This window comes from Enterococcus sp. AMC1157 (assembly GCF_058216555.1).
This window is the reverse complement of record NZ_CM177099.1, coordinates 2,243,035-2,260,358: the sequence shown is the minus strand read 5'-3', so window position 1 is coordinate 2,260,358 and position 17,324 is coordinate 2,243,035. Positions and strand designations below refer to the sequence as shown.

The 17,324-nt window shown below is 36.8% G+C and carries 15 protein-coding genes; 4 read left to right on the top strand and 11 right to left on the bottom strand.

All coding sequences use genetic code 11. From position 1 onward, the window contains the following. Window positions 1-208: 208 nt before the first annotated feature. From AC4BBX_RS10980 to AC4BBX_RS10960, 5 genes are read right to left on the bottom strand one after another with little or no spacing between them, the layout of a single operon-like run. Window positions 209-793, bottom strand: coding sequence for a nucleotidyltransferase family protein (locus AC4BBX_RS10980; protein WP_490453861.1), 585 nt, complete (start codon window positions 791-793; stop codon window positions 209-211). A gap of 9 nt (window positions 794-802) precedes the next feature. After that, on the bottom strand, window positions 803-1,696 hold the full coding sequence (locus tag AC4BBX_RS10975) for a metallophosphoesterase (RefSeq protein WP_490453860.1): 894 nt from the start codon (window positions 1,694-1,696) through the stop codon (window positions 803-805). After that, on the bottom strand, window positions 1,659-2,075 hold the full coding sequence (locus tag AC4BBX_RS10970; RefSeq protein WP_490453859.1) for an iron-sulfur cluster biosynthesis family protein: 417 nt from the start codon (window positions 2,073-2,075) through the stop codon (window positions 1,659-1,661). Before AC4BBX_RS10970 ends, AC4BBX_RS10975 begins: the two co-directional genes overlap by 38 nt. An 18-nt stretch (window positions 2,076-2,093) precedes the next feature. Beyond that, window positions 2,094-2,669 (bottom strand): GNAT family N-acetyltransferase, encoded by a 576-nt coding sequence (locus AC4BBX_RS10965; protein ID WP_490453858.1) that lies wholly within the window; start codon window positions 2,667-2,669, stop codon window positions 2,094-2,096. 12 nt (window positions 2,670-2,681) lie between these two features. Next, window positions 2,682-3,875 (bottom strand): NAD(P)-dependent oxidoreductase, encoded by a 1,194-nt coding sequence (locus AC4BBX_RS10960; protein WP_490453857.1) that lies wholly within the window; start codon window positions 3,873-3,875, stop codon window positions 2,682-2,684. Window positions 3,876-4,579: 704 nt separating this feature from the next. Here AC4BBX_RS10960 and AC4BBX_RS10955 point away from each other — a divergent pair. The 3 genes from AC4BBX_RS10955 (at window position 4,580) to AC4BBX_RS10945 (ending at window position 6,151) form a co-directional block, all read left to right on the top strand. Continuing rightward, the gene (locus AC4BBX_RS10955; RefSeq protein WP_490453856.1) at window positions 4,580-5,200 is read left to right on the top strand and encodes an LbetaH domain-containing protein; all 621 of its coding nucleotides are present in this window, start codon (window positions 4,580-4,582) and stop codon (window positions 5,198-5,200) included. Between the two features lie 85 nt (window positions 5,201-5,285). Beyond that, window positions 5,286-5,729, top strand: a complete 444-nt coding sequence (locus tag AC4BBX_RS10950) for a YueI family protein (protein ID WP_490453855.1) — start codon at window positions 5,286-5,288, stop codon at window positions 5,727-5,729. 17 nt (window positions 5,730-5,746) lie between these two features. Further along, window positions 5,747-6,151 carry a hypothetical protein gene (locus tag AC4BBX_RS10945; protein WP_490453854.1) on the top strand — a complete coding sequence of 135 codons (405 nt, stop codon included), beginning with the start codon at window positions 5,747-5,749 and terminating at the stop codon, window positions 6,149-6,151. Window positions 6,152-6,315: 164 nt separating this feature from the next. Here AC4BBX_RS10945 and gshAB read toward each other — a convergent pair whose 3' ends face one another. Continuing rightward, window positions 6,316-8,577: a bifunctional glutamate--cysteine ligase GshA/glutathione synthetase GshB gene (gene gshAB / locus AC4BBX_RS10940; RefSeq protein WP_490453853.1), complete on the bottom strand. Its 2,262-nt coding sequence runs from the start codon at window positions 8,575-8,577 to the stop codon at window positions 6,316-6,318. Between the two features lie 258 nt (window positions 8,578-8,835). Between gshAB and AC4BBX_RS10935 the strand changes: the two genes are divergently transcribed. Next, a complete protein-coding gene (locus AC4BBX_RS10935; protein WP_490453852.1) occupies window positions 8,836-9,408 on the top strand; it encodes a hypothetical protein in 573 nt (190 codons plus the stop codon). Window positions 9,409-9,546: 138 nt separating this feature from the next. Here AC4BBX_RS10935 and AC4BBX_RS10930 read toward each other — a convergent pair whose 3' ends face one another. From AC4BBX_RS10930 to rnc, 5 genes are all read right to left on the bottom strand, one after another. Further along, complete coding sequence (locus tag AC4BBX_RS10930; protein ID WP_490453851.1) at window positions 9,547-10,737, bottom strand: coenzyme F420-0:L-glutamate ligase; 1,191 nt, start codon at window positions 10,735-10,737, stop codon at window positions 9,547-9,549. Between the two features lie 218 nt (window positions 10,738-10,955). Beyond that, on the bottom strand, window positions 10,956-12,137 hold the full coding sequence (gene ftsY, locus AC4BBX_RS10925; protein ID WP_490455807.1) for a signal recognition particle-docking protein FtsY: 1,182 nt from the start codon (window positions 12,135-12,137) through the stop codon (window positions 10,956-10,958). 39 nt (window positions 12,138-12,176) lie between these two features. After that, window positions 12,177-12,986 (bottom strand): Cof-type HAD-IIB family hydrolase, encoded by an 810-nt coding sequence (locus AC4BBX_RS10920; RefSeq protein ID WP_490453850.1) that lies wholly within the window; start codon window positions 12,984-12,986, stop codon window positions 12,177-12,179. Window positions 12,987-13,018: 32 nt separating this feature from the next. Next, window positions 13,019-16,594, bottom strand: coding sequence for a chromosome segregation protein SMC (gene smc / locus AC4BBX_RS10915; protein ID WP_490453849.1), 3,576 nt, complete (start codon window positions 16,592-16,594; stop codon window positions 13,019-13,021). 13 nt (window positions 16,595-16,607) lie between these two features. After that, window positions 16,608-17,300, bottom strand: a complete 693-nt coding sequence (gene rnc, locus AC4BBX_RS10910) for a ribonuclease III (RefSeq protein WP_490453848.1) — start codon at window positions 17,298-17,300, stop codon at window positions 16,608-16,610. Between the last annotated feature and the right edge of the window lie 24 nt (window positions 17,301-17,324).

Below are 17,324 nucleotides of genomic sequence, written 5' to 3'. Positions count from 1 at the left end.
AATGAGTTCAATAGGTACCGTTTATCAATCAACCTACAGCGTAAACGTTGAGAGAGGCTTGCATTGTCGCCACGTCAAGAATTCAATGTGAACAACGCACAGTTGCCAATTGATTGGTTACTTGTGAGTGTGAAGCTTGAAAGCTCCAAGACTACAGGCTTGGAGCGGTTCCGGGCTGACCTAAGCAAGACTCTCTCACAGTGAAGCATCAAGTTTGCTGTGAATAGTAACTTTTAGTTATCTTATTTATCATTTTTAACTGTGGCCAAATTGCTGACCAGTTCTTCTGTTTTTGACGCGTGAGATATAACTGAAAATATACAGAATTTTGCTTAAAATGTGGTGTTGCTTGAACGGTAAAGTTAAAAATATCTGTCAGTCCAAAAGGTGCCAGTAATTCAATAGCTCCACCTTGTTTTCTAGCAGCAATCGCTGTGCAAATTTCCGGATATTTAGAGATAGCATCGAAAGTACTTGTGTAAGGTTTTTCATCTTCAAAATTATGTTGATGCATATGTGCTTGATTTCGTACTTCCCATTGATACATTGGATAATCTTTTTTTAATGCTGCTTCAATTTCTAACGCTAGCTCGTAAGGACTATTTTGATCAAAATATACGACATCTATGTCTCTGGCTTCTAACTCATTGCGACCTTCCAAACGATTCCATAAATAGTTTCGAATCGCCCCTGCACTAATCCAACAGTCTGGTAAGTTTAACTTTTCAACAATCGTTAATAACTGCATTAATTCCTCATTTTCGGTCAACCATTGCTTCACTTGTTCTTGCATCGCTACCCCTTAATAGTCTAATAACGTTAAGCTTTTTTGAAATTCTTCTAAAAGATGTTCTTGTTTATAAGCATCGAAAGCGACTTGATTTTTTCGTAAAATCCCTCGCATTTTTGTGGGATTAAAAACTTCTGCCAAATGATTTCCTAAAATAAATTCTCGGGTTAATTGCCATTCAAAGTAATAACCAAAGGGACGGCAATGATAAATCACATCATCAATTTGTTGTGTCCCAAATCTTCGATGCGTGTGACCAAACACCACTTGATCCACGTTTGGAAAATATGCTAAAGTCTCGCCAAATGATTTGGCTCCTAAAAAGGCATTCAAATGGTTCCAACGACTATACTTCCCTGAATGTTGTACAATAAACTCTTCTCTGGGAACAAAATGAGTCGTCAACAAAATCTTTTTTTCTTTTGGAATCGTCTGTAAGACATCACTCATTCGTTGACTAATTTTTTGACTAATCTCAGGGTCCGTTCCTTGACGGTCAATCATCCGATCATACCAAAATAGATTTTTCAAACGTAAAATTTCCTTCGTATCTTTCATATCGGAAAATTGATAATCATACCAACCATTTACTCCCAACAAAACATATTCTGAAGAAAGGTCAACTGTTTTAAAATTCAAAAAATGTGGCTCAGAGAAGTCTTCAAAATTTACCTCATCTGTAATATCCGCCATTTCATGATTGCCCCAATGAAAAGTCGTTGGGATTTTTTGATTAAAAAATCCAACAACTGCCACTACTCGCTCAACTTTATTGGCGGTATCTCCAGCTAAGTGAAAGTGAGTCACTTCTTGTTCTAATAAAAAATCTCGAAACATTCCTAATTCAAGTTCAGTTAAATGATTGATATCAACATGCAGGTCCGTTACTACGGCTAGTTTGCCCATTATATCGACCTTCCTCATCTAATTCAATACGCTTCATTGGGAGATTAGCTACCAAAACACCACTATTTGATTGTAGCTGTAATCGTTGATAAGCATTTTCTACTTTTAAAACCACTTGATTATCTAAAAACATCTCTGAAGTTTTTTTCATATAAACTGGACCTGCTTTTGTTTCCAACTGATCATCGTAAATAGCTAATTCTGATGCTGGAAAGTTTTCAGGTACAAACAACAAGCGATAATTAGGATATAACTGACAAGACGCTCCTGACTCAACAAAAGGACCTTGACCATCTTCAAAATCCAAAACTAGATAATCTCCATCTTGACGAAGAGCAGTCATTTTTTCTTGAGCTTCTTTGGTAATCGTTAATTTCATCCTTGTTTCCTCCTCTTGCTACTGAAGAGCTTTTCTTTGTTGCCACTCTTTGTTAGAAAGACTGTATTTTACAAGATCGACTACTTCTCCTCGTAGTTTTTTTGCATCATATAAAGTACATTCTTTGGTCATGCCGATTTTTTCCATTACACGTCCAGATTTATGATTCCGTAAATCGTGAATTGCTTCAATCCGTACGAGTCGTAATTTTTCAAAACCGAGTTGCAACAAGACTTCGCAAGCTTCTGGCATTAAGCCTTTTTCCCAGTAGTTCTTACTTAAAGTATAGCCCAATTCTCCTAATCCCGCATTGGTATTCACTCGTAAATCTACCGTACCAATCATTTGATGGTTTTCTTTATACTCAATGGCATATTTTCCTAAAGGTTCTTTCATAAAATAATTGGCAATCGAAATTTTAGTTTCCATTAAATTACGATGCTGCTCAAAGACAAATTTAGTTGTTTCTTCATCGCTAGCATAGGCAAACATATCCTCTGCGTCTTCCAACACTACTGGACGTAAAATTAATCGTTTGGTTTCGATTTGGCGATTTTCTGCAAGAACATAAGCTTCATTTACTTGAATTTCCATTCAGTTTCCCTCCTATCCATCTAGCATATTCGGATTTTTTAATAGTCGCACTCGAATGACATGGTTCAAGTCAGCAATTTCCGTTGTTAGTTTTTCTAAAATAGTTGCTTGCTGACTCTCCATATCAATTAAAGCATAGACCACACCATCTTTCCGTTCGCTGGTTAAATTATCAATCTCTGCGGTAGAATCAGTCACCAATTCAATAATTTTAGCAAAACCACCTGGTTGATCCCGATAAAAAATTGCTAAACGATAAGGGGCGCCAAAATGCTGTTCGGCATGAGGATAATTAACTGATTCTTCGATCGTCCCCTCATATAAATAATGTTCCATTCTAGTTAAAGCAATGCGATCACCTTCCGTTAGTGCAGTGGTTGTGCTTCCACCAATATGAGGAAACAAACGAATTTTATCATGCCCTAATAGTTTTGCTGTGGGGAAATCTGAAATATATCTTGAAATTTCTCCCTGATTTAGGGCTTCAATAACTGCTTCATCATTCACAATCGGACCACGACCAAAATTTAATAAGACAGCATTCTTTTTCATCTGTTTAAATTCAGCTTCATCAATCATGTTTTCTGTCTGTTTATTCAACGGCAATAAAATAACCACAAAATCTGACTGTTTCAACAAATCCTCTAACTCTGAAACTTGCGTATAATAGGTTTGTTTCTCTCTAGGTGTGCGGGCGTAACCCAAAACATCCATTCCTAATTGATGACAGGCTTGAGCTAGTCGCTCACCAATTTCTCCTAAACCTAAAATCCCAACAGTTTTACCGGCTAATTCTTCGCCGATAAAGGGGCGACGACGCTCTTCAGCTGCCTTTAATACACTATCTGGTTCTTCTAAATCTACTTCATCTTTTAATGTTTGTACCATCTGACGAGCTTGAATGAGCGGGCGTACACTTAAAAATAAATTCGATAAAACTAATTCTTTTACCGCATTCGCATTAACTCCCGGCGTATTAAAAATCACTGTACCATTTTGAGTACACTGATCAATATCAATTGTGTTAACACCCGTTCCTGAACGAGCAATAACTAACAATTCAGGTGTAATCAAATCATTGGATACTTCTGAGCTGCGTACAAAAATTGCTTGAGGCTTTTCATTTGTCTCAAAAATAAATCCTTTAATGGTTAATTTATGTTGAACCTCTTCTGAAAGTGGATCTAATGCTTTTAATCTAGTCATAAAAAATCCTCCTATTTCCATACAATCAAGGTTAGTTAAAATAAAAAAACACTTCTAAGTTAAATATTACAAAAAAATGCGGTAGAATGATACCTATAAGTAAGAATATTCATCGAATTATCTTTTAAATAGTTACTATTCACGGTAAGCCTGATGCTTCACTACGAGAGATGCTTGCTTAGGTCAGCCCGGAACCGCTCCAAGCCTGTAGTCTTGGAGCTTTCAAGCTTCACACGCCCAGTAAATCAATTGGCTGTTCACATTGTATTCTTAACGTGGCTACAACACAAGCCTCTCTCTTCGTTACGCTGAAAATTGATTGACAAACATTATCTTTTGCACGCATTTCTGTCATTATTTTTATCGTATATCGTCACTTTATGAGTTAACCTACAGAAATTTTGAAAGCTATCTAGCGTAACAAAACAGCGAAAACTGCGTCGTCACCGTGAAAAGGAGTCAATGTGAACTGTTTTGAATCACTACGATTGGCTAGCGTAGCAAGACAGAGTAGATGATGAAAAATACCTACTTGGTACTGTCACTTAGCGCAGCGATTAGTGACAGTTTGAAGCTTGACAGACTGGAGACTACAGGCTCCAGTTGGTCCCATGGTCGACAAAAGCAGTCTTCGATGTGTAGTGTAGCTTATGGATTAAAAAAGTAACTGTGAATAGTAACTTTAAATAAGAGGAGGAATCTCTATGCACTTATCCATCACAAATTTTCCAACACCAGATCCAATTATTGGAACTGGCAGCCAAATTCAAGTAACAGAGCTTAGTGAGTACGTAGAAATTGGGGAAGAAAATCATATTGATAACAGTTTTATTGATGCCTACACTTATACTGGTCAATATTGTTTTATCCAAAACAGTTATTTAGGGCGTTTTATTAGTATTGCTGCGATGGTCAGAATCGGTCCCACAAATCATCCTTATGAACGACCTAGTCAACATCTATTTGCTTACAATGGCGAAGGTTATGGTTTTGCGCCAAAAGATAGTTCCTTTTTAGAAAATCGTAAAAAGAAAATCACTACCATCGGAAATGATGTTTGGATTGGTCATGGTGTCGTCATTCAATCTGGTGTAACTGTAGGTAACGGTGCGGTGATTGCTTCCAATGCAGTGGTTACGAAAGACATTCCGCCATACGCCATTGTTGGTGGCGTTCCAGCGAAGGTCATTAAATACCGATTTGAAGAAGATATTATTGCTGCCTTACAAAAAATTGAATGGTGGAATTGGAGTCGCCAAGAATTAGAAACCCACTATTTAGATTTCCGATTACCCATTGAAGAATTTGTTGAAAAACATCGCTAGTTATTTTTTTTGAGTCAGTTTATCTTCATGTGAAAGATTTTTCTATGTTATAATAAAAGAAAAGATCCCTTTAGGAGGTGGTTAGATGACCGATGAAATCCAAAAGCATCTAGACAAAGGCCGCTACGGTACCCCCTTATTGAAACCTGATGAGCAACGAAAATATTTAGGAACCTTTCGTGAACGCTGTCAACTTAGTATGACGATTGAACAAATGAAAAATGAAGCTAATAAAAAACAATTGATTAGCGCTTTGGAAAAATTTCCTGCTAGCTCAATTTTAATTAATGGTAGCTTACCAGAATCTCTACAAACAAGTTACATCCAAGTGGCTATGAATGCTAAGTTACCCTTTACAGTCGTGAATCAAGAAATTCCTTATGACAAGAACAACGTTGGTTTACTGGTAGTAGCAAAAAAAGCTGTAAATGAAGAAACGATTGATATTGAGAAAAAATTTGTCCGTCCTTCTGATCAACCGTCCGACACTCAAGAAAAAAATGGTTTTTGGCACAACCTGTTTCATTAACGAGGAGGAGTAGACCTATGACAACCCCAACTTATAATGCCCTAAAGAAAGAACTTGTAACAGCTCTAGATATTCATATCGATATTTTAAAGGACACCTCGTTAATTGCACCAGAACATTTGGATGGAATTATGTTTATGATGCGTAGCTTTGGTTTTATGTTGGATCGCGCGCCAAAGGTCTTATTAGAGGACGATCCAGAAGAAATGAATTTCTTAATGTTCCAATATTATAGTTTACTGACTGAATTAAAAAATAATCTTCGTCTAAATTATCCTTATGCAAAAATCCAAAATCGCTCTTTATTAGAGATTGTCCAAATTTTCCCTACCACTTACGAAAAAGAAATGAAACTTTGGTGGGAACAATTGACCGGTTTACACGTAGATGATACAAAACAAACGATGGATATGAATGACTAAACAGAAACCGAGTAAAAAGGAGCGTAACACCTCTCCTTTTTACTCGGTTTTTATTGTGACTAATGTTCTTTGATTTTTCTGCTTTTTCGAAGAACGAACACCTGTATTCTTTCATTTTCTCAATTTTTCGAAGAACGAGCACCTGTATTCTTTCCAATACTATTCTATTTCGTAATCCCTGGATACAATAGCTCTAGCACATCAATTGTCAAACGACGGCTTTTACCTTGATAAGGGTAAATATGCATGTGCATTGCTGGATTAAAATTAGCTTCAATAATTCCATAGGCACCTTTTTCATTAGCCGGACGAGAAACATCTGGAATAATCAAATCTATCCCGCAAATCACTGCTCCAATCGCTTCAACAGCCTTGGATGCGATTGCTTTGTACGCTTCTGGAATTTCCTCCGTCACATCAATGGAGTCGCCACCTGTACTTACATTAGAATTTTCTCGCAGATACACCACTTCATCTTTTTCAGGAATAGCATCGACGGTATAGCCTTGTTCTTTCAGCATAAGTTTTTCGATGCTTCCAAGTTGGATCAATTCTAATGGTGAACGGTGATGTGTTCCTCTTAATGGATCTTCATTTTTCTTAGCAACTAGTTCGGCAATTGTGTGAATGCCATCGCCTTTTATATTGGCAGGAACTCTTAGCATAATTGCCTTAGTTTCTCCGTTGAAAACAACAAAACGGTATTCGGTTCCCGGTAAAAATTCTTCTACTAAAATCGAAGAATCTTCCGCAAATGCAATTTTGACTGCTTCTTGGTAATCTTCAAAAGAAGAACCATCTTTAAAGATCGAAATCCCTAAGCCATAATTCGTTGATTTAGGTTTGACCACAAAACCGATTTGTGCGAATTCAGGATAAGCAGCCAAGGCAGAATTCATTTCATCAAATTCACGTCCAGCTGGTACTCGGAAGCCTGCTTTGTCTAAAACTTTTTTCGTCACTGTCTTGTTTGCCATAATTAAAGGAACGACGTAGCTATCCTTACTTGTCATGTTGGCATTTTTGACATACTCTACTTTGTCATTGGCTTTTAGCTTCAAAAATTGATCACTTTCATCTAGTACTTCCACTGCGACTCCTTTTTGAATCGCATCAAATAATAAGATTTGAGTAGATAATTCCATACCACGGAAACCTGCTAATTGATAAGGCTTTTCCCAAGCTTGATGGTAATATTGTTTTCCTAGAGTAATAGCCACATCTTTTTGACTAGTAGCTAAACTTTCGGTATATAATCTTCCTGCTAAAGTTTTTGCGGGGTCAGCAATCATTTCTTTTAAGTGAGGAATTAATGATTCTGAAACGGATAAATCCATTTCTTGAATAAAAGCTTCTAACTCGCTGACAAATAACTCCGCTTCTTTTTGATAAGCCGTTGCTTTCAATGGATGTTCCAAAGCAACCAGATTATTCTTCTGGTCTCCTTCTGCTACCCATTCATCTGCCCCAGCACCTTCTTCTTTCCACAATAAAAATAGCAACATCACATGTAAGAATTCTACTTGCTCTTCACTTATTCCATAAAGTTCATATGGATTTAAATCAATATTGCGTAATTCAATGTAACGAATCCCTGCCTCCGCTAGGTCAGCAACTTTTTTGCCACCACGTAAACGAACTGGTGCATAAAATTCTTTCTCCTCAGAAAGTTTCCCTGTCTCCACCATATGATTAATATCTGCTAAATAAGCTTCGATTGTGGCATAAGTCACTTCCACATCTTCAAAGTTTTTATATCCAAAATCACTATTGCGGATGCTTCGTACGGGTTCTTTAGGTGCTTCATCGGTAAAATAATTGGCTTCACTTAAGGGTGTCGCTCCATAAAAATAAGTCACTAACCAACGATAATGCAGATAATTACGAGTAACTTTTAAATATAGGTCAGTTTTAAACTTTAAATAATCTGTTTCTTCCGTTTGTAGTTGAAACATTTTTTGAATCAAGGTATCAGCAAATTCAAAATTAAAATGAATCCCACTGACCATTTGTTTACGACGTCCATATGTTTTTGCTAAATAACGACGATACAAAACATCTTCAAAATTATCCAATTTTGCAATTCTAATATCTTCGTCTTTTTCAGGTAAAGCAGGTGGCATACTTAATGGCCACAACATCTCGCCTTCATTCATTGAGCGATAAGTGACATCATGAAGGGCTGCTAAATAACGAAAGAGTTCCGGGATACTCTCAGTAACTGGCGTGATTAATTCCATTTGAGTTTCCGCAAAATCCGTTTGAATATAAGGATGATTGGAGCGATTTCCCAATGTTTTTGGGTATTCCGTATGAACCAAATCACCAGCTAAAGTTACACGTTGGCTTTCTTTTTCCAAACCATAACGGACTTTCAGCAAGTAAGGGTGAAGTTCTTTATTTTTTAAGATTTCTTGTATATTCATAATTATTCCCTTCTTTTGCATCATGATTAAAAGTATTATATCAAACATTCAAAGTTATTTGCTTACTTTTTGTCTCTAGATGATGTACTCCTTGGATTATTTATTCCGTTTTCTCTTTTTATAATCTTTACCATTTATCGTCAAAATAGAGAAGAAAAAGCTTACAAAACAATTAAAGGTCAATAATTATCTATGAATTATTGACACAAGTTTGTTACTATAGAGAAAACAAGTAATTAATTATTGGAGGGTTTACGAATGAAACGTATAAGTATCTGGGGTTGTCTGTTTGTTTTAAGTATCTTGTTAGTTGCCTGCAAAAACACAATACCCTCTGGAAGAACACCAGAAGAAACCACTATAACAGAAACAAGTGATAGTCTAAGCGAATCTGCTAGTTCAAATCCAACAGATAGTACCGAATCATCAAGTTTGGAAATTTCTGAGTCTACTAGCAATAGTACCGTAGAAACTATCGAATCTTCTAGCGAGGAACCTTCTGTAAATACGAGAAATTTGACTTCTGATCAAGCAATCGATTGGGCTTTAGCGGTAAAGAATAAGTTAAATGACGTTTTAGATATCGAAAATCCTTTAGAATTTGCTTATGCAAACGTGACTTTAGGAGATGATGGTCTTGCTTATGTAACGCTCTTTGGAAAAATTGAAGGTGCTTCAGATGACACAGCTAGTCTTGATGAGCGCTTCCGTATCAATGAACAAGGCTTTTTACAACGACATACTGCTGGAGATGACTATGCAACTATCTCTGAAAAATTTATGGATACCTCTTTAGTTGAAAAGTACGTAAATACTTGGTTACGACTTTAGAAAACAAATCCAATCTCAAACACTTAACCACATATCTGTTAACTCTTGGATAAGTGTCCTATTAATAAAAAAACGACCTCCAAAAGTTAGATTTTTTTGTCTAACTTTTGAGGGTCGCTTCATTCCGAAGACATTTTTTTATTTCGTAAAGTTATCGAAATACCCCTGAATGAAAACAATCGGTGTTCCTTTGTCGCCACTACCAGAAGTTAAATCCGCTAATGAACCAATCAAATCTGTTAATTGACGAGGAGTGGTTCCTTGCGCTTCCATCGCCCCTGTTAAATCCGGTTCTTTTTCGTTGATGTGTTTCTTAATCGCTTCCTCTAATTCTGCTCCTCGTAAGCCAGAAAAATTATTGTCTGCTAAATATTTTAATTTCACTTCGTTAGGCGTACCGTCTAAACCTGCCGTATATGCGGGTGAAACTACTGGATCTGCTAGTTCCCAAATTTTCCCTACAGGATCTTTGAAGGCACCATCCCCATAGACCATGACTTCAATATTTTTACCTGTGGCTTCTAGCAAACGTTCTTGAATTCCATCAACTACGGGTTGGCAGTCACGAGGAAATAGTTTTACCCCTTCTTCTGTCGATTTATTCGAACCTAGAAGTCCATACTGCTCATTATAACCGCTCCCATCAACAGTCTCTGAAAGAATATCATCTAACGTATAGACTTTCTCTGCCCCATTACTTTCTAAAATACGCTTTGTTCGATAGCGTGTATGAATATCACACGTCAAGACATTTTTCGTGTGTTTTAAAATTGATTTTGGTTTTTGAGAAAAAATAACTTCGCAATCTGTTCCTTCTGAGGTAATTAACTCTTTGTAATATTCAATATAATCAACACCAGTAAAACGATGCTTATTATAGCCAAATAATTTTCTAAACTCACTTTCCGTCAATTCATCTGTCCAAGGATTAACTCCTTTTTCATCTAAATCATCTAAAGAAATTAAATGATTCCCTACCTCATCAGAGGGATAGCTTAACATTAGCACGATTTTTTTCGCACCACGAGCAATTCCCTTTAAAATATTCGAAAATCGATTACGACTTAAAATCGGAAAGATCACTCCAACTGTCGCCTCATCAAATTTATTTTTCACGTCACTTGCAATTTGGTCCACACTAGCGTAATTTCCTTGCGCACGTGCAACAATCGACTCTGTTACAGCGACAATATCTTGATCTTGAATGGTAAATCCTTCCGCTTGTGCTGCATTTAAAACACTTTCAACTACAATTGCTTGAATATCATCGCCTTGATTGATAATCGGACAACGCAAGCCTCTCGTCACCGTTCCAACTGTTCTTTCCACTATTCATTCGCTCCTTTGATTGGTATGATTCATTTCCCTTGTTTGTAATGATACTTATTGGTATGTGTGATAATTAATCACTACTGTACTATCATAACCTTTCTTTAAGGATAAATGAACTTAATTTTCTTAGTTCACTGTTTTCGAATGCTAGAAGGATTTAATTTCAAAAAAACCTTCGCCATTTTGAACAAATCAAAGGGGCAAAGGTTTCAATCTTATTCTTCTTGTAATAACTCTTTGAACAAACCGACCACAAAATCATTGGGATTAAATGGTTGTAAATCATTGATGCCTTCGCCCAGACCCACAAGCTTGACTGGTAAATGAAGTTCGTTTCGAATAGCTAAGACAATCCCACCTTTGGCTGTTCCGTCTAGTTTGGTTAAAACTAATCCCGTCACATCAGTGGTTTCTTTAAATTGTTTGGCTTGAGTCATCGCATTTTGTCCAGTTGTTGCATCGACCACTAACAATACTTCATGGGGAGCAGATGGATTCACTCGTTGAATCACTCGTTTAATTTTATCCAACTCATTCATTAAATGGACTTTATTTTGCAAACGACCAGCTGTATCCACCAAAAGAACATCTGCTTGTTCTTCAGTTGCACGTTGCATTGCATCAAATACAACAGCTGCTGGATCCCCACCAGCATTGCCTCGAACAACTTCTACACCTGCTCGATTACCCCAGACTACTAACTGATCGATCGCTCCGGCACGGAAAGTATCGGCTGCGGCTAATAAAACTTTTTTACCTTCTAAACGGTATTGATTGGCTAATTTACCAATACTAGTTGTTTTACCTACACCATTTACACCTACAAAAAGAAAGACACTTAGTCCATTGGCTTGCAAGTTTAAGTCATTGACTTCATCTTGCCCCTCTTCTTCGTACAAATCAACCAATTTTTCAATGATTGCATTTTGAACAGCAGCAGGTTTCTTGGCATTACGTAATTTTACTTCTTGTCTCAATTCATCGGCAATTCGCATAGATGTTTCAAAACCGACATCGGCACTGATTAAAGCTTCTTCTACTTCTTCAAAGAAATCTTCATCTACTGAACGGAAGTTAGCAAACAACTCGTTCATCCGATCTTTAAACGTTTTACGAGTTTTCTCTAAGCCTTTTTCGTATTTTTCTTGAGAAACTTCCGCTACTGGTGTTGTTTCAACAATGGGTGTGATAATTTCTTCCTCTGGTAACTCACCTGTTATTTTCTCACTATACCAATCCGTTACGACTTCTTCTGCATCTTCAACTATTTCATCTGTTGTTTCAAGAAGCTCTTCTTCGGCTTCGGTTTTTTCTAATTCTTCAAGTACTTCTTGTTCTTGAACTTCTTCTTGCTTTTCTTTCATAAAAGCACTTTTGATTTTATCGAATAAGCCCATCATCTCACTCCTTTTCAAGAATACTTTGTTGCTCTTTTTTTATTGTAGCACATATTTTTCGATTACTTGTGCCACGCCATCTTCTTCATTGGAAGCCGTTACGACATCCGCTATCTCTTTCACTCTTGGAATCGCATTTGCCATTGCCACACCGATACCAGCATATTCAATCATCGGTAAATCATTTTCTTCATCACCGATACACATTACTTCATCCACAGTAATTCCTAAATCTTTTGCCAATAAAGAAATTCCATACGCTTTGGTAATTCCTTTTGGCATAAATTCTAGTAAATTTTCTCGGGTCTTAATAACTTCGTAAGCTTCCTTAATCACATCAGGAATTTTTTGAATTTGTTGATCCAAATATTCTGGATGGTAGGCCACAACTACTTTGTTATACAAACGTCCTTCAACTAATTCGGAAGCAATTCCTTCTTCACGGTTTAATAAAGGGGACATTTCAGGATAAAGTGTCAAATGTTTTTCAGAGGGATTTAAAATAATTACTGTATCTTGAGACAACACATCCATTGGTAAATCTAACTCTTTCGCTAAATCCACTAAGGTATGGATATCCGCAACATTCAATGCTGCTCGCTCTATTACCTCACCAGTATCATTTTTTTGAACTAGTCCACCATTAAAGGTAATACTAAAATCTCCCTCATTTAGTAAATCTAATTCTTCTAAAAAGGGCTCAATCGCACGTAAGGGACGACCTGTACATAAAACAATTTTAATTCCTTTCTCTTTGACTTGTTTTAAAGCCAATTTATTGCGAGCAGAAATTCGTTTTTGGTTGTCTAACAACGTTCCATCTAAATCAATAGCAATAAGTTTAATCATGTTCTACCCCTCATTTATTTTACTTTTTGTGTCTAACTAACAGTAATTTTACCTTCTTCAGAAACTTCTTCTAAGCGTACCGAAACAGTTTTCGATACCCCAGATTCTTCCATGGTAACGCCATATAAAACGTTAGCCGCCTCCATTGTTCCTTTACGATGAGTCACGACAATAAATTGAGTATCATTTTGGAAACTTCTTAAATAATGACCAAAACGTAAGACATTGGCTTCATCCAATGCTGCCTCAACTTCATCCAGAACACAGAAAGGCACTGGACGAACTTGAATAATCGAGAACAATAAAGCAATCGCGGTTAACGCTCTTTCTCCACCGGATAAAAGACTTAAATTTTGTAGTTTTTTACCTGGTGGTTGAGCTTCAATTTCAATCCCGGTATTTAATAAATCTGTAGGATCAGTTAAAATTAATTCCGCTCGACCCCCACCGAACATATTTGGAAACACAACTTTAAATTTCTGACGAATGCCTTCAAAAACTTCTTTGAAACGTGTTTTTACTTCTTCATCCATTTCGGACATCGTATCAAACAACTGAGTTTTAGCTGCTAATAAATCATCCCGTTGGCTGGTTAAAAAATTGTGACGCTCTTTAACTTGCTTATAAAGTTCGATTGCATTTAAATTGACTGGTCCCAATGCTTCAATTCGACGACGCAACCCTTGAATCTCAGCTTTAATTTCCTCTGTTTTTTCCACTTCTATATAACTAGCTTCTGCGGCTTCAAAAGTTAGATGATATTCTTCTTGTAAATAATTCAAGCGATTATCTAATAAGACTTCCGCTCGATTTTTTTCTACTTCAACTTTTGTTTTATGCGCCAAAGTTTCTTTTTGTTGCACATTTAATTGACTTAATTCTTCGTCTTTACGAGCAATAGCCTGCTGTAAACGATAACGTTCTTCTCGTGTTTCTTGTAGTTCTTGTCGAATGGCTTCTTTGCGTTCACTCAATTCTGTCACTTGCTTATCTAAAGCTTCCTCCGTCATTTCATGATCAGAAAAGTCCATGGATAAGGCGGATAGTTGACGTTCCAGTGATTCTTTGCGACGAAGTTGTTCAGTTTCCGATTGACTAATGGTTGCAATCCTTTGTTGCAAGTGGGCAACCTGTTCTTTATTTACGGCAAATTCTGCTTGTAAACGACTTAATGCTTGTCCTAAGCTTTGGCGTTTTTCTTCAATCAAATCCCCTTCAGCATCTAGCTGTTGAATTTCTTGATTGATTTTTTTCAACATTTCTTCCACTTGTTTTTGTTTCTCTTGAATTTCTTCTTTTTGTTCTTGATATTCTTCCAAGAAAGATTGGACTTCACGATTTTCATAGGCAAAAAGCTGTTGCTCTTTTCGCAAGCGATCTAGTTCCACTTGTAAATGTTGTTGTCTGTTGGCTAGTTCTTGCTCTTTCATACGAGCCGCTTCTCCAGAATGGCGTAGGCTTTCTAAAGCTACTTGGGCTTCTTTGGCCGCTGATTCAAATTGTTGCACTTGTTTTTCAGTTGCTTTTAAGCGTTGATCTAGCTTTTCAGCTTGTTCTTTTAACAATTGCAATTCATTGGTTTGTCCAAATAAATTCCCTTGATTGCCACGTTTAGTCGCACCACCAGTCATAGAACCACCGGCATTCATTACGTCTCCTTCTAAAGAAACCACGCGATAACGATATTGAATTGCTCGAGCCAATTGATTAGCGCTGCTCAAGTCTTTAGTAATAAGAGTCGTTCCTAATAAGTTTTCAGCGATATTGGCAACTTTTTCAGGGAAAACAACTAATTCGCTAGCCATCCCTAAAAAACCATCGACTTGTTGGGCTTGTTGACGTACTGCTGCTGATAATACTCGTGGTTTGATTGTGGTTAAAGGTAAGAAAGTTGCTCTTCCTCCACGACGGTCTTTTAGAAAAGTAATCCCATTTCGTGCATCACTTTCATCCTCTACTACGATATGTTGAGCAGCACCACCTAAAGCTGTTTCAATGGCTAAGGTATACTCTTGAGGTACATCCACTAATTCAGCTACGGCACCAACAATTCCCGTCAATTGTTCTTTCTGTTGCAAAACTAAACGGACACCTTGGTAAAATCCTGTATAATTTTCTTGAATATCCTGCAAACTTTTTTGACGAGCTTTAACTTGTTGTAAGTCATTCATCAATTGATACATTTTCTTTTGAGCATCAATAAAATGCTGCTGATTATTTTTAGCCTTCTCTTGTGTTTGTACATAGTTTGTTCTTTGAGCGGCTAATTTTTGTTGTTCTGCTTTTAACGCCTCGCTGATTTCAGCATATTCCTGTTCTTTTTCAGTTGCTTCTTCGGTCACCTTGTTTTGTTTATCTAAGGCGTTTTGATTTTTTGCCATTTCTTGTTGATGTTGTCGTTCCAAATACTTTAGATCATTCCCAGTATTGGCTTGCTCTTGCATATAATCAACATACTGCCCGCGAAGTTCCTCTATCAGTTCTTTTGTGGTTTTTTGGTATTTAGCTAATTCTCTTTCTGTTTCAGAAATTTGCTTTTCAAGCTCTTGAACTTGTCTATTTTTCTGAGAAAGCTCTTGAATTAGTTCTGTTTTTTCTTCTTCTAACTCACTAACTTTTTGAGCAACTTCTTCTAAATTATCTTGATATTCTTGGCTACTTTTTTGCGTATGTTTAGAGCGCTCTAATAAAACTTCACGTTGACCCTCGGCTTGTTTCAAAGCTTCTACCAAACGTAAATGTTTTTGATTGCCTTCCTCTAGCTCTTGATCCAAATCACTGCGATTTAAACGCCAAATTTGTAATTGTTTTTCTTCTTTATGAATAGTTTGAGCAATTTTTTCTAGTTGCTGATCCATTTCCTCTAAGGTTTCTTGGGTTTCATCCCAAATTCCTTTAGCTTCTTTCATTTCTGCCACAGTATACGCCACATCAATTTGTGTGAAGTTCTCTTTTAAATCTAAGTATAATTGAGCAGTTTTGCTTTGTTCTGCTAAAGGAGCTAATTGATCTTCTAATTCGTATACAATATCTTGCACACGACTCAAATTATCTTCGGTTTCAAATAATTTTTGCTCTGCTTGTTTCTTACGCTGCTTGTATTTTAATACACCTGCAGCTTCTTCAAAAATCCCACGGCGATCTTCTGGTTTGCTACTAAAAATCGCTTCTACTTTTCCTTGAGAAATAATAGAAAAGGACTCTTTCCCAAGACCAGAGTCCATAAATAATTCTTGAATGTCTCTTAAACGACACGCTTGTTTATTGAGGAAAAAATCACTTTCCCCTGTTCGACGTAATCGTCTAGTTACACTTATTTCGCTATATTCGACAGGCAAATACTGATCGGTATTGTCTAAAATTACGGTTACTTCGGCAATATTCAGCGCTCTTCTAGAATCTGATCCCGCAAAAATAATATCTGGCATTTTGCCACCACGTAAATTTTTTGCAGATTGTTCCCCTAAGACCCAACGAATTGCCTCGGTAATATTACTTTTACCACTACCATTAGGTCCAACGATTCCAGTTACACTATTTTCAAAATCAATAACGGTTCGATCAGCAAAAGACTTGAAACCAGCTATTTCAATTCGTTTTAAGTACACTTGCCTTCCTCACTTACTTTTCAAGATTTAACAAAGCATCTGCAGCGGCTGCTTGCTCTGCTAATTTTTTTGATTTTCCATGTCCTTGACCAATCAACACGCCGTCACAATGAACTTCTGTCCAAAATAGGCGCTCATGGGCAGGCCCTTCTTCTTTCACTAAACGATAGTCAATCAAGACATCTCCTGATTGTTGCAAAACTTCCTGCAACTTCGTTTTATGATCCATCTCATGTGAAAAAGCACCTGCTTCAATTTTAGGAAAGATAATGCGTGTTAAGAAATTATGAACTGCTTTTAAACCTTGATCTAAATACAAGGCACCCAAAAAAGATTCAAACAAATCACACAATAACGACGGACGGTTACGTCCACCTGAGTTCTCTTCCCCTTTACCAAGACGAATGTATTGATCAAAATGACATTCTTTGGCAAATTTAGCTAAACTATCTTCTCGAACAATGGCAGCACGTAATTTGGTTAGCTTTCCTTCAGGTACATCTGGAAATTTATTATACAAAAAACGTGACACTAAAAGTTCTAATACGGCATCTCCTAAAAATTCCAATCGTTCGTTGTCTGATAGTTGTAAGTTTCGATGCTCATTCACATAAGATGAATGGGTAAATGCCTGTTCCAACAAACTGACATCATGGAAAACAATAGTAAATTTCTCTTTTAATTCGATGATTAACTGATTATCCATTCGTTCCATTCCTTTATTAATTAT